The organism is Bradyrhizobium sp. Leo170 (assembly GCF_004296405.1).
Classification (GTDB): domain Bacteria; phylum Pseudomonadota; class Alphaproteobacteria; order Rhizobiales; family Xanthobacteraceae; genus Bradyrhizobium.
Map to the genome: position 1 here is coordinate 1 of NZ_PSRR01000252.1, position 12,812 is coordinate 12,812.

At 59.5% G+C, this 12,812-nt stretch carries 9 protein-coding genes, 1 tRNA gene and 2 pseudogenes; 6 read left to right on the top strand and 6 right to left on the bottom strand.

Features of this window, described 5'->3' with window-relative positions; translation table 11 throughout:
• Positions 1-1,056 (bottom strand): hydantoinase/oxoprolinase N-terminal domain-containing protein (locus tag CWO89_RS31230; protein ID WP_165421410.1); only part of this gene is annotated, 1,056 nt, incomplete at its 3' end.
• 306 nt (positions 1,057-1,362) lie between these two features.
• On the opposite strand from CWO89_RS31230, the gene CWO89_RS31235 reads away from it, so the two are divergent.
• The 3 genes from CWO89_RS31235 to CWO89_RS31245 all read left to right on the top strand — a co-directional run bounded on the left by CWO89_RS31235 (position 1,363) and on the right by CWO89_RS31245 (position 4,066).
• On the top strand, positions 1,363-2,367 hold the full coding sequence (locus tag CWO89_RS31235; RefSeq protein WP_207234610.1) for an aminopeptidase: 1,005 nt from the start codon (positions 1,363-1,365) through the stop codon (positions 2,365-2,367).
• A gap of 74 nt (positions 2,368-2,441) precedes the next feature.
• Positions 2,442-3,689, top strand: coding sequence for an aminotransferase class I/II-fold pyridoxal phosphate-dependent enzyme (locus CWO89_RS31240; protein WP_130582362.1), 1,248 nt, complete (start codon positions 2,442-2,444; stop codon positions 3,687-3,689).
• Positions 3,686-4,066, top strand: coding sequence for a RidA family protein (locus CWO89_RS31245; protein WP_130582363.1), 381 nt, complete (start codon positions 3,686-3,688; stop codon positions 4,064-4,066). Before CWO89_RS31240 ends, CWO89_RS31245 begins: the two co-directional genes overlap by 4 nt.
• A gap of 482 nt (positions 4,067-4,548) precedes the next feature.
• Here CWO89_RS31245 and CWO89_RS48235 read toward each other — a convergent pair whose 3' ends face one another.
• Positions 4,549-5,565, bottom strand: a complete 1,017-nt coding sequence (locus CWO89_RS48235; protein WP_245476667.1) for an integrase core domain-containing protein — start codon at positions 5,563-5,565, stop codon at positions 4,549-4,551.
• A 1,308-nt stretch (positions 5,566-6,873) separates the two neighbouring features.
• Here CWO89_RS48235 and CWO89_RS49705 point away from each other — a divergent pair.
• The 3 genes and pseudogenes from CWO89_RS49705 (at position 6,874) to CWO89_RS31265 (ending at position 9,776) form a co-directional block, all read left to right on the top strand.
• Positions 6,874-7,151: pseudogene (locus CWO89_RS49705) on the top strand (hypothetical protein).
• Positions 7,152-8,250: 1,099 nt separating this feature from the next.
• On the top strand, positions 8,251-9,519 hold the full coding sequence (locus CWO89_RS31260) for a site-specific integrase (protein ID WP_130582365.1): 1,269 nt from the start codon (positions 8,251-8,253) through the stop codon (positions 9,517-9,519).
• A 17-nt stretch (positions 9,520-9,536) separates the two neighbouring features.
• Positions 9,537-9,776: a hypothetical protein gene (locus CWO89_RS31265; RefSeq protein ID WP_130582366.1), complete on the top strand. Its 240-nt coding sequence runs from the start codon at positions 9,537-9,539 to the stop codon at positions 9,774-9,776.
• 175 nt (positions 9,777-9,951) lie between these two features.
• Here CWO89_RS31265 and CWO89_RS31270 read toward each other — a convergent pair.
• The 4 genes and pseudogenes from CWO89_RS31270 to CWO89_RS31285 form a co-directional block, all read right to left on the bottom strand.
• Positions 9,952-10,027, bottom strand: a tRNA-Lys gene (locus tag CWO89_RS31270).
• 173 nt (positions 10,028-10,200) lie between these two features.
• A complete protein-coding gene (locus CWO89_RS31275; protein WP_130582367.1) occupies positions 10,201-10,746 on the bottom strand; it encodes a Spy/CpxP family protein refolding chaperone in 546 nt (181 codons plus the stop codon).
• Between the two features lie 113 nt (positions 10,747-10,859).
• Positions 10,860-12,184, bottom strand: a pseudogene (locus tag CWO89_RS31280) (TRAP transporter large permease).
• Positions 12,181-12,756 (bottom strand): TRAP transporter small permease, encoded by a 576-nt coding sequence (locus CWO89_RS31285; protein WP_130582369.1) that lies wholly within the window; start codon positions 12,754-12,756, stop codon positions 12,181-12,183. Before CWO89_RS31285 ends, CWO89_RS31280 begins: the two are co-directional and overlap by 4 nt.
• Between the last annotated feature and the right edge of the window lie 56 nt (positions 12,757-12,812).

The following is a 12,812-nucleotide window of genomic DNA, read 5'->3' on the forward strand; positions in this document are numbered from 1 at the left end:
CAGCTCGCTCGTCCTCGCGATGCTCCCTCCACCCGCACCGATTTCAATGAGATCGATGCTGGCCACCAGGAGCGGAAATCCGCTCCCCTTCTTGAAACGCCGCACGCGCGCGGCCTCGAAAACATGCACAACCGAGGGCGCGCCGGAGAGGATCGTGCAGATTTTGGCGGTGGTGCCGCCCATATCAAAGGCCAGAATGTCCTCGAAACCCGCGGCGCGGCCGGCGTTGGTCGCACTCAACACGCCGCCGGCGGGGCCGGACTCGATCGTGGAGATCGGCACTTCCGCAGCCGCGGTGACGGAACTGGTTCCGCCGCTCGATACCATGATGCGCAAGCTCGCTTCGATTCCCGCCTGCCGCAGCCGGCTCTCCAGCTCACCGAGATATCGCCTGACGATTGGTTGCACGTAAGCATTGGCGATAGTGGTGGTGGTCCGCTCATATTCGCGGATTTCGCCAGCGACCCGCGACGAGAGGCTCACGCACATTCCGGGAAAGGCATCACGAAGCGCCGCGCCAACTTCGTTTTCGTTGGCCGCATTGACGCAGGAATGAAGAAGCGAGACGGCAACGGACTGCACATTGGCCGCCCGCAGCTTCGCGACAAGATCGGCAAGTGCATCTTGGGGGCGCTTCAGAACTGCGCCGTCTGCCGTGGTGCGCTCGGCGATTTCGAAGCGACGCTCGGCAGGAACCAGGGGCTCAGGCATCTCGATATCGAGATCATAAAGATCGTACCGAACCTCGCGCCGTATATCGATCACATCGGCTGTACCCGCGGTGGCGACGAGCGCGGTGGGAACGCCCTTGCGTTCGATAAGGGAATTCGTGACGAGCGTGCTGCCGTGAATCACCTCCGCTACGTCGGCGGAGACACTTCGCTTAGCACGTGCCGCGACCGCCGCGAGCAGGTCATTGACGACATTAGAGAGCGCCTCACCAGGGTCATTTGGGGTCGTCAAACGCTTGGCCAGGTAAACTCGACCGTCGGAAATTTTCTCGATCACGCCGTCGGTAAAGGTCCCACCGATATCCACGGCAATACGATAGCCCATAAACTCCATCCTCCCGGCAAGGCCTTCTATGGAATATTATCAACATAAAAAACAATAGCGTGCAACCCTTCCAGATGCGCTGAATTCGATCAATACTCCAAAATTTTCGCTCTTTTCACGTGCATTCTGCCTCACTTTTCGCCATTTCGTCTCCTGTCACTTCCCAAAGCACCTCTTGCACAATGTTTTTTCTGAATATAAAAGACCATACATCGAGCTGAGATGAACCAGCCCCGGGTGGACGCCCGGTCACGCGCATCGGCGACTTTCGTCGAATGCGATCAAGATCATGAAGGAGATGGTGACGTGGACAATCTGCTGATGCTGCGGGGCGCCCGCAAACTAGTGACGACCTGCGCGAACGTTCAGCCAGGAGAGGAAGTCGTAATCGTAACTGATTTCGCCGGGCATCGTGTCGCCGAAGCGGTCGCTGCGGCCGCACTCGAGCGTACCGACGCGGTCAACATCATCGTCATGCCGCCAAGGTCGATCGACGGAGAAGAGCCAACCAAGACCGTCGCTGCGGCGATGTCTGCGGCCAACGTCCTGTTCACGCCGGTCAAACAGTCAATCACTCACACCTATGCAACCCGCACCGCGATCGGAAATGGCGCGCGAGGCATCATGCTGTCGCAGTTCAATCCGAACATGCTCGTGACCGGTGGCATCAACGCCGATTTCGAAGCGATCCGGCCGCTCTGCTTTAAAGTCGGCGAACTTCTCGCCAACTGCGACAAGGTGCATCTCACCACACCCGCCGGAACGGATTTGCGTCTGAGCCTGAAGGGCCGTCCGTCGAACCCGCATTGCGGCCTGGTTCGCAAACCGGGCGACTTTACGACCGTGCCGAATATCGAATGCAGTTCGTCTCCCATTGAGGGGACTTCAGAGGGCGTCATCATCGTCGACGCGAGCATCCCCTATTACGGCGTCGGCCTCGTGAAGGAGCCGATAAGGTTCGATGTCGCCAACGGTCGCGTGACACGAATCTCTGGCGGCTATCAGGCGGACTTCCTCGATCAACTGTTGGCCCGTCAGGGAGACCCAGCCGTCTACAACATCGCCCAGATATCGTTCGGCCTCAATCCGCATTGTCCTATGGAAGGCGTGATGTTGCACGACGAAGGCGTCTATGGGACGGCCCATATCGGCATCGGAACCAGCGTCCTCCTCGGTGGTGAGGTGAAGACCCTCACTCATTTCGATTCGCTGATGTGGAAGCCGACCCTCTCGCTCGACGGCAAGGTCGTCCTGAAGGACGGCAAGTGGTTGCTGCCGGAAGCCGAGGTCATCCACAGCGGACGAGCCTAGCCCGGATCCGCCGCGATCAAGGTCGCGGCGGATCCTCTCCTTAACATTATTTCCATCATCTCTGGAGAACTCAGATGCACGACTCCGCTCGACAAAGTGCGCCACAGGACCGTCTAGCTCGCTTGAGAATTTCTGGCCGGGCCGGCTTGGGAGATAAATCAGTACGACAGGCGGATCTCGATTTGCTGGCCAAGGCCCCAGCCGGTTTTCTTGACACGACCCATTTCGACACCGTGAGGTTTCCGCCGCCTCCCTGGGCCGTCGAGACATTTGACCGGGCCGCGCGCGATGGAGCTCTCGCCTATACGGGTTACCGCGGACATCCCGATGTCCTCAAGGACGTGGCGGATAGCACGGGCAGGTTTGTCGGGATCACATTGCGTCCCGAGCAGAACGTCATCCTGACACCCGGCACCCAAGGCGGATTGTTCGCGTCTCTGAGCGCCCTGGTTCAGGAAGGCGATCGTGTCGCTCTGATGGAGCCGGACTATCTCTTCAGCGAACGAATCCTTCGCTTTCTCGGCGCAGAGGCGGGCCATGTTCCGCTGCATCTCGATGCCGGCGACCCACATCCGGACTTCGACGTCCTGGAAGCCGAATTTGCGAGCCGCGGCGCTCGGCTGTTCGTATTCTCTCATCCTAACAATCCATCTGGCGCGGCATTTTCGGAGGCCGTGATCGGCCGCATCGCGGAACTGGCAAAGCGCTACGATGTCACTGTTCTGGTGGATGAACTCTATGCCAGACTGATACACGAGGGACCCTTCACTCACTTGGCTGCGCAGCCCGGCATGTTTGAGCGCACGGTGACATTGCTTGGGCCGAGCAAGACCGAATCCTTGAGCGGCTACCGCCTTGGCGTGGTGCTCGCACCGGAGAAGATAGCTACCCGCATTGAGGACGTTCTGTCCGTCACTGCGCTGCGCGCACCTGCTTATGCGCAGCATCTCCTCACGTCATGGCTGCGCGACGACCATGCCTGGCTGGCAGAGCGCATGATCGCCTTCACTGCGCTAAGGAGGCTCACGGAGCAGAAGCTGCGTCAGCTGCCCTGGCTCAAATGGCAGCCGCAACGTGGCACCGCCTATGCATGGGCCGACGTCAGCGCCCTTGAGCTTCCCGGGCCGACGATGGCCGAGACTCTTCTCACGGAGGCTGGCGTATTGGTCAGCCCCGGATACCAATTTGGCCCCGCAAGCGGCGGACATTTTCGGGTTTGCTACGCGCGGGATGAGACCGAGTGGAGCTCGGCGCTAGATCGTATGGTTCGTACGCTGGACAAGCTGAAGAAGAAGCGCGGCGCTTCCGGAGCGGTTGCATGACGACACGCCAGGCGATTTCGACGGTCGCGGCGCCCGCACCGGCGGGTCCGTATTCGCAAGCCATCAGCGCAGAAGGACGCTTCGTCTTTCTAGCCGGCCAAACACCTCGAACAAATGATGGGCGGCGCATCAGCGATGCGCCGTTCGTCGAGCAAGCTCGTCTTGCGCTCGACAACCTCGAAGCCGTGGCGCGTGCAGCAGGTCTTTCGCTTCGGCACGCTGTGAAGATAAATGTCTATCTTCGGTCACTCGGGGACATTCCCGCGTTCAACCAAGTGTTCGCGGAGTATATTGGGGATCCACCACCGGCCCGCACGTTGACTCAGAGCGGCTTCATCGATTTCGACATCGAGATCGATGCCATTTTGCTGGCGTGACAGGACCGACCACGCAGCATTGCGCGATAGCAAGCGCCTGGGCCGAACTCTGGAGCGCATCTTCTTCATCGGTCGCCTCTATCGATCGCATTCGGCCCGAGACATCTCTCCCAAGTTCCCTCCGCGGCGGAGGCTAGATCAATCCCGTAAAGCCGACCTCTATGCTAAAGCCGCCGATGAAATGGCGCGCTCCCCGGCATGAGTGCGTCACCGCTACCAGTAAGCGTACGAAATCGGAGAAAATCGTAGTGCGGCGTAGGAAATCGTAGCCGGTGGTAGCCGGGGAGCGCTACCGCCTTTCCCCACACTCGACCAGCTTACGGTACCTCCTTCAATCATCGGCTTGATGCAGCACGCAAGTGACTGGGTCAACTCAGGTTTTACTCGCGAAACGTACGTGATGAAAGATCAAGACCACCGACATAGTTGGAGAGCAAACAACATCGCAGAAAATCGAACCCGACCCGTGTGTGTACCGAAACCTAAGCTCGAGCGTAGTGGTGGTGAAGTCCGCAGAGGATGGGGAACGATTTGATGCTTCCGGTCCGCTGAACCGGGCGAGAGACCGGCGCATCTTGGTCCAATGATCGATGCGTTCTGATGTCGTTGTAATAGCCTGAGTAGGATCGCAGAATCCGGCGGAGATGCGCCTCACCAAAAACGACGACATGATCGAGACACTCGCGGCGGATTGATCCAATCAGCCGTTCGGCAAAGCCATTCTGCCAAGGCGATGCCGGTGCAGTAGGCTTGTCCCGAATTCCCATGGCCCGCAATCGGCGTGTGACGATGGTGCCATAAATGCAATCCCGGTCTCGGATCATGTAGCCCGGCGCCTCTTCCCAAGGAAAGGCCTCGGTGATTTGGCGGGCAACCCATTCGGCCGTCGGATTCCTTGTGACGTTGATCCAGACCAGGTCTCTGCGGGCCAGTCGGACGACGACGACGGCATAGAGCAGATCGAAGCCTACGGTCGGAACAACGACCAAATCCATGGCGGCAATTTCCGGCGCGTGATTACGCAAGAAGATCCGCCATCCCTGATTGGGCGGCCCTCGCCGCTTGACCATGTATTTGGCGACGCTTGATTGCGCGACCTCAAACCCGAGCTTGAGCAGTTCGCCATGGATGCGCGGCGCGCCCCAAAGTGGGTTCTCGACGCTGATCTGCCGGATCAACGCGCGCAGCCCCACCGCGATCTGGGGGCGGCCTCCCAAAGATCGTGACTTCCACCGCCAATAATAGCGAAAGCCAGACCGGTGCCAGCAGTTGACCGTCTCGGGCCGGATGATGGTAAGAACCTGAAGGATAGACGGGAACCAGCGATACAGCTGGACAAAGAACCAGCGATCGCTATTCGCGAATTTGACACGGCCGGGCAGCCTGCGCCGCAAAACAATCAACTGATGTCGAAGCACCGCGTTCTCAGCCTCAAGCCTCATCTTCGACTTGAATGGCGAGGCGAGGACGGCCAGAGCGAAAAACAATAGCCCGATCATTCCGCCAGCTTAGGTGATTCCGTCACCTCATCAACTCGGATGAGGTTTTCGGTACACACAGGTGGGCGATGGCAGATGAGCCAGGTGGCGAACGCCATCGGTCGGCTTGGCCTTGACGAACTCGTCCCAGAACTGAAACGCCTTTTGGACGAAGACATGTTGCGGCATAGCAAAGCGCAAGCTGCCCGTGCTGACGCTCTGAGGCGCGGCGATATCGTAGCGTCGTCAGACGCGAGCACAAGTTGTGACAATCAGTACAGGGCTGCGTTCATCCGCATCGGAGGAGACGCAGTCGCTCGTGTTGCGGCGCAATACCTAGAGGACAGGTCGTTTGGTGTCTCGGCCGCATTAATCCTCAAATCAATATCCGATCGGCAGTTGAATGTGCCCGAACCAAGCTTTCATCGCCGCTGGCCACAGTTTGACGAAGTGGATACGACCAGGAAGAGACGGGATGCGTCACCTCGACAGGCACCTCCGAATGAACTCGCGACGCCTATTTTTGCGGCTATAGAGCGTCTAGCGAAGCCGGAGGCGGAGAAACAAGATCAGTTGCTCGCGATCAATTTGACGCGTATCGGCTTAGGAATGCCGCATAGCGATCAGGATGACCTCGTTGCTCGCGTTGTGGCGTTGCCACAGCCTCTGTCGACGAAGCAGATGCTCCTCACGGCCATGGTGCTCGATGGATTTGTCATAGATGCAGATCTTGTCATGCGGGCGATTGACGAATGGCTCGAGGATGCCAATCAGGATCGCAATGCTTGGCACAAGCAACAAGAAACGTGGGAGATTGAACCATGGTTAGAGCTGTTACCATTTTCAACGCGCCCGGAGGCTGTCTTTGAAGGCCTGGTAAAAGTAAAAGCTTTCTACGGCCGAGATTGGGCAAAGCGTTGGGAACGCGTGCTGACCGCGGTTGCCGCGGCCATCGGCCCCCAGGGAGATGGCTTGCTGTTACGACTCGCACGAGAACACAAAGACATCGCGGATGACCACACGTGGATGCGGGCATTCTTGGAGCGGGGCACTATTGAGTCCGTACTGACATATGTGGATCTATTCAACGAGCGGGTGTTCGGTCGCGGTCCCAATGGTGTCGACGCGTGGCATGTCGGACGGCAGCTCGCAGCCTATGCTCAGAAATTCTCAGAATTGAATGCCGAGCTGCAGAAGCGGTACGAGACTATTGGCGACGGCCCAGCACGCAGAGTGCTGGAGGAGTTCTTTGGAGAAGCGGGAGGTGGAGACGATCTCATCGCTATGGTGAAGACGTATGCCGCAAGCAGCCGGCGTTACGACGGCCAGATGAGCCGTGCCGTGGAGGCTGTGGCGACAGAAAAGGTACCCATCGGAGAGGACTCTAACACGTACAATATCTATCCGGCTTCGGTAGGCGGATTGCGCAAAGCGCTTTTTGGCATGCTTTATGGCTCGGAGGCCGAAGCCTCCGTCGCTGGAAGATGCTTGGAAGCGATCGATGTGCTGCGGACGAACATGGCATTGCTGCCGACGACCCTCGGCACCCAGATGTCATGTCTGAACGTTCATGGCCACTAGAGGCGCAGATCCTGGTCGATATTTAGAGGCAATAAGGATTTATCTTTGTGAGCCATGCGCTCATTGATGCGGAATTTTGGGATAATCCCGTAATCGTTTTTTCCGACGACGAGGGCCCATAGCCAGATGCCGACCCGTAATTTGTCGAGTCAATCAAGTAACGACCGCATCGGACGGTGACAAATCATTCGCATCTCGAATTTTCGCGTAGGCGACACGAGCTCGACCTTCGAGATCGGAGCTAGCTTCGTTGCATGTCTCACACGCCCGTCCGCCGATCCGGCTCATCGCGGCGCTGAACTCCTTGCTTGGGAAATCAATGGGGGCAGGCCGAACTAGAGCTAGCGATATCAAGGTTATGAGTCTGAACGTCGAGTCTCAACCGCACCAGTTTCGCACCAGAAACAGTGCGAACGAAGCACGACGAATGCGATCGAACCCAAACGAAAACGCAGCAAAATCAACAAAGCTGGTCGATAGGCCGCCGCTCATAACGGTCTGGTTGCACGTTCGAGTCCGCTGACCGGCCAGTGAAATGTGCGCCCTCGTGATGCGCGAGTTCGTTCGCCGCACCGGTTACGCGAACCCCCGAGAGCGGCGGACGAATGTCGGACATGTTAGCACCGGGGCATCCTATTCGTACTCCAAAGAAGCCGAATTCCCTCCGCGCGATGGGGAATGCTTTTCGCCTGTAATCTTATCTGCTCATTTTGCTTCACCAAGACTTCAGTCAAAAGGCCAAGAGCGGCGAGGCATTATGCATTTACGCCCCGAGAGCATGCAGCCACCCTATTCTTCGACCGAGGTCGCGGCCGCGATTGGCATCTCTCTGGATACATTCTATCGCACGCGCCGCCTCAGGCACGAGCGCGATGGCTTGCCTTCGCCGATCAGCGAGCGAGGACCGCTGAAATGGGAATGCACCGGCTTCGATGCTTGGCTTACCCGACATCATCCTATGCGCCCAAAGACGATTGCTAATGACGCATTCGCGCCGCCGCCAGCAGCAAGCGACGAGGATCACCGCGAGCGGCTGCGGAGAGCTTACGGCCAGCACGACTCTTGACAGACTAGATCGCGCTAGATTCCAATGGGTGCCATCTCTTACTGGCACTGAGGCTCTTTATGGCCGATCCCAAGTTTCCCCATGTGAAGTGGCGTGATGGCCGTCCTCGCTCGTCGCACGGCGCTTATACCAGAGCTCTCGGCTTTGTCGATGCCGACTTGCGCCATCCGCCGTACGATGAAAAAGGACGTCCGGTCGGTGCGTGGTTCAATCTCCAAGAAGCATCAGACTTTTCAGACAAACGAAAGTCAGAAATCGAGGCGGCGCGCCGCGCCGGCAAGCTGCCGAAGAAAATTACGATCCGGAAGCGTTCTACGATCGAAGACCTATTGGACGATTGGAGTAAGTCGGTTGAATTCAAGGCGCTATCGTCTGCCTCGCAATCTTCCTATCGCAAATGTATCTCCGCCATCTTGTACCGACCGCAATCACGTGAATCCGCGGCTAGGATGCGTGCCGAGATCCGTGCCGCCAAGCTGCTCGGTGTGGCCGAGCCCGTACGAGAACTCGAGGCGATTGCAACTGCCACTCCGACATCAATCGGCAAACCGGAATTCCGCGCCTTCTATAATTATGCGAAATCGGCTCGCGGCCATCATATGGCGCTCTCGATGATAGCCACGCTCTCAGCGGCATTCACTTGGGGACAGGAAAGCGTCTTGTGGCGCCTCGGACCCAACCCGCGAGAAGGTATGGAGTTCGATCATCCAGACGGACGCATCGTACAGGTTGCGATGTCCGAATTTTCCGCTTGGGTCGCTGCAGCCGATGCGATCGAACGGCCTTCGGTCGGGGACAGCTTCCATCTGGCGTTGTTCACCGGGCAGCGTCAGACTGACCGTCTAATTATGCGCAATGAGAGCGACGTCGAGGGCCGGCACGCGTTCCGGCAGAGCAAGACCGGCGAGCTTGTCGATATCAAAGAGGCGCCACAACTCAGCGCACGACTAAATGCCTCGCGTGCACGAATAAAGGAACTCAAGCTTCGGCTTCAACTGGATAAGGTCCCACCCGAACTCGTGGTCAACGAGGACAATGGTGAGCCTTACGACGAGAGTACCTATCGCCATTGGGTGTCGACCGCCCGAGCCGTCGCAATCTTTGGCTTTCTTGCGTGCGACAACGCGCCCCAGGCAATTGTCCGCGCAGAGCGACTGAACGCCGAACTGATTAAGAACGGCGACAAGCTGTTCGCCCCCTTTCCTCTCGATGAGGAGAATAAGGCGCAGCGCGCTCGAGCGGTCGATCAGCGCAAGCGCGCATTAGCGGAATGGCTGGATGCGCAGACCGCTCGCGACAGCAATGGCCATGGACAGCATGGCGTCTAAAGCCTTGCCCGGCGCTGATGTTCGTCAACGGCGCCGGCGAACTCGACCAAAAGCACGACCAAGACCTACGCGATACCTGCGTCATGCTTCTCGATCGGGCTGGCTGCGACTTGCTGACGATCTGCGACATCACTGGGCATTCATACCGAAGCGCGCAGACTATCGTGAAGCACTACCGCGCCCGCAATGCGGCTCGCGCCGATTCCGGTATCGACAGGCTTGAATTGCAGGTGCGGAAGGAAGGCATGAAGAGCTGAACGCAGACCGGTAGGTCTCATTTGGCTGCGCGTTTCAGCGGTGGATGGGCTTCGGCCCTAATTATCCGACTCGTCGCACGGCGTGCGACGTACGACCATTAAAAGCGTCGCACGAGACCCGGTTTGTTCTGCCGAGGAATTTAAAAAAAGCCCTTGCGGGCCAATCCCTTAAGGATGGTGGGCGCACCAGGGCTCGAACCTGGGACCCGCTGATTAAGAGTCAGCTGCTCTACCAACTGAGCTATGCGCCCGGAAACGGGTCCGGAGGACCTCGTTGCGAGGGCCGTCGTTTAGCAAAGCGCCCCCGCGATGTCCAGCAAGCTGGATGAGGTTTTCCCGTGCTTTGGCAAGGCGCCCGGGACTAGGAAAAACCGACGGATTCCGGCGGCTTTTCCGATGGTTGGTCGATTGCCAATCGGCGAGCTCAGAGCCTGCCGGAGCCGCCCCGGTCAAAGCCGCCGTCGCGGTCGCCCCGATCGTCGCGGTCGAAGCGGTGGCGGCGCCAGCCTTCACCCCCAAAGCGGCGGTCCATGTGGGTCAGGAGGGTGAGCCGGCGCTTCTGGTTGTCGTCGAGCGTCTTGTAGAGCGGATCGGCGGCGTCGGCGATCTTCTTCAGCGCGGCGGCGCTGGCTGCCATGTTGTCGGCGCGCTCGCGCAGCCGGGTGACCGGATCATCCGGCTTCTGCTGCGCATCGGCGTTCTTCTCCGCCTCCATCCGCGCATTGGCCCGGTCGATCCGGAGCTTGGCGAAATCGCGCACCGCGGCCTCGACCGGCGGCCACAGCTTCTCCTGGTCGGCGTTGAGCTTGAGCCCGGCATGGACCGCGGCGATCCGTGCATCGAGCAAGGCCGCGCGGTCCTCCGGGTTCATCCGCATCGGGCCATGCATCCACGGGCGATGCTGGGCGTAGGCGATGGTCGAGCCGGCGATGGCGAGCGCCGCGACGCTGGCGAGCAAAACTTTCTTCATGCGAACCTCCTTTGAAGGTTGCCTGAGGATGAGACCGCCCTGCCCGCGCCGCAACTTACAGTTTGGACAGGGAGCGTTCCCTTACCAAGATGTAATCCCCCATGGTTAAGTCTTCACAACATGCCGAGCGCGCGCGGCAGCCACAGCGAGATCTCGGGAACGTAGGTGACGAGACCGAGGAAGATCAGCATGGTCAAAAGCCACGGCCACACCGCGATCGTCAGTTCCGTGATGCCCATCTTGGCGATGCCGGAAGCGACATAGAGGTTGAGGCCAACCGGCGGATGGCACATGCCGACCTCCATGTTGACCACCATCAGGATGCCGAGATGCACCGGATGGATCCCGAGCTTGACTGCCACCGGAAACAGGATCGGCGCCATGATCAGCACGATCGAGGACGCCTCCATCACGTTGCCGGCGAGCAGCAGCAGCAGATTGACCACCAGCAGGAACATGATCCAGTCGACGCCGGCCGCGGTGATCCATGCCGCGATCTGCTGCGGGATGTTCTCGTTCGCCATCAGGAACGAGAACAGCACGGCGTTGGTGATGATGTAGAGGATCATCGCGCTCATATTGGCCGAGCCGAGCAGCACCTTGGGCACGTCCTTCAGCGACATGTCGCGATAAACGAACACGGCGATGACGAAGGCGTACACCGCGCTGACGGCGGCGGCCTCCGTCGGCGTGAACATGCCGGCGTAGATGCCGCCGAGCACGATCACGATCAGCAACAATCCCCAGACGCAGCGACGGAACGCCGTGAACCGCTCCGCCCAGCTCGCGCGCGGCAGCCGCGGATAATCATTGCGCCAGGCGCGGTAGAACGTCGTGAGCCCCAATAGCGCCGCCAGCATCAGGCCGGGGATCACGCCGGCGATGAACATCTGCCCGACGGACGCCGAGGAGACGCGATGGCCGGCCGGATCGAGCGCGATGCTGCCGCCCGTCGCCACGCAATAGATCACCATCACGATCGAGGGCGGGATCAGGATGCCGAGCGCGCCCGAGTCGTGATCACGCCCGCGCCGAAGCGCTTCGGAAAGCCCTGGGCGACCATCGCCGGCATCATGATCGAGCCGATCGCGATCACGGTCGCCGGCGACGAGCCCGAGACCGCAGCAAACAACGCGCAGGCCATGACGCCGGCGAGCCCGAGCCCGCCGTACCAATGCCCGACCATCGAGGTCGCAAAGGCGATCATGCGGCGGGCGACGCCGCCATGGGTCAGGAAATTCCCGGCCAGGATGAAGAACGGAATCGCCATGATCTCGAAATTGTCGATGCCGGTGAACAATTTCAGCGCCACCGATTCCGTCGGCACCTGCGTCATCGTGAAGATGAAGGTGAGCACGGTCATGCCGAGCGCGATCGAGATCGGCATGCCCGTCAGCATCAGGGCGATGAGCAGCCCGAAGATGAAGAGGCTGGTCATCGCGTCACCTCCGCGACGCCAGCGCCGGGCGCATCGACCTCGACGCCCTCGACACGGGCGTGGTCGTGATGCGGCAGTTGACCGGTCCAGTAATAATGCCAGGCGACCTGCAGAAAGCGGAAGCACATCAAATAGGAGCCGAGCGGAATGCAGAGATAGACGATCCAGCTCGGTATCTCGAGATCAGGCGAGACCTGGTCGGTGTGCATCAGGCCGTAGACGAATTTCGCGCCCATGGTGCCGATCACGGCGGTGAAGAAGGCGCCGCAGAACAGGCCGAACAGCACCACGATGTTGCGCCACGGCGATCTCAACTGGTTGACGACCACGTCGACGCCGACATGGATGCCGGTGCGCACGCCATAGGCCGCGCCGAACTTCGCCACCCACACGAACATGTAGATGCACAGTTCCTGCGCCCAGGACAGGTTGATCGGGAACAGGATCGGATAGAGCAAGGGAATGCCGATCAAATAGCGATGGCATACGGCCACGAAGATGATGAGAGTCGCGGCCGCCATCAGCGTCGCGATCAATATCTCCTCCAGCCGGTCGAGGATGCGGAGCAGGATCAATGTTCCCCCAAGGAGTTTCGCTCGCGGCGCCCTCCCCCCGTTCTTACGGCTAT

Excerpts from the sequence above, each read along its gene's own strand:
- CWO89_RS31240 (WP_130582362.1), top strand. The coding sequence starts at position 2,442 with ATGCACGACTCCGCTCGACAAAGTGCGCCACAGGACCGTCTAGCTCGC.
- CWO89_RS31245 (WP_130582363.1), top strand. The coding sequence starts at position 3,686 with ATGACGACACGCCAGGCGATTTCGACGGTCGCGGCGCCCGCACCGGCG.
- CWO89_RS48235 (WP_245476667.1), bottom strand. The coding sequence starts at position 5,565 with ATGATCGGGCTATTGTTTTTCGCTCTGGCCGTCCTCGCCTCGCCATTC.
- CWO89_RS31260 (WP_130582365.1), top strand. The coding sequence starts at position 8,251 with ATGGCCGATCCCAAGTTTCCCCATGTGAAGTGGCGTGATGGCCGTCCT.
- CWO89_RS31265 (WP_130582366.1), top strand. The coding sequence starts at position 9,537 with ATGTTCGTCAACGGCGCCGGCGAACTCGACCAAAAGCACGACCAAGAC.
- CWO89_RS31275 (WP_130582367.1), bottom strand. The coding sequence starts at position 10,746 with ATGAAGAAAGTTTTGCTCGCCAGCGTCGCGGCGCTCGCCATCGCCGGC.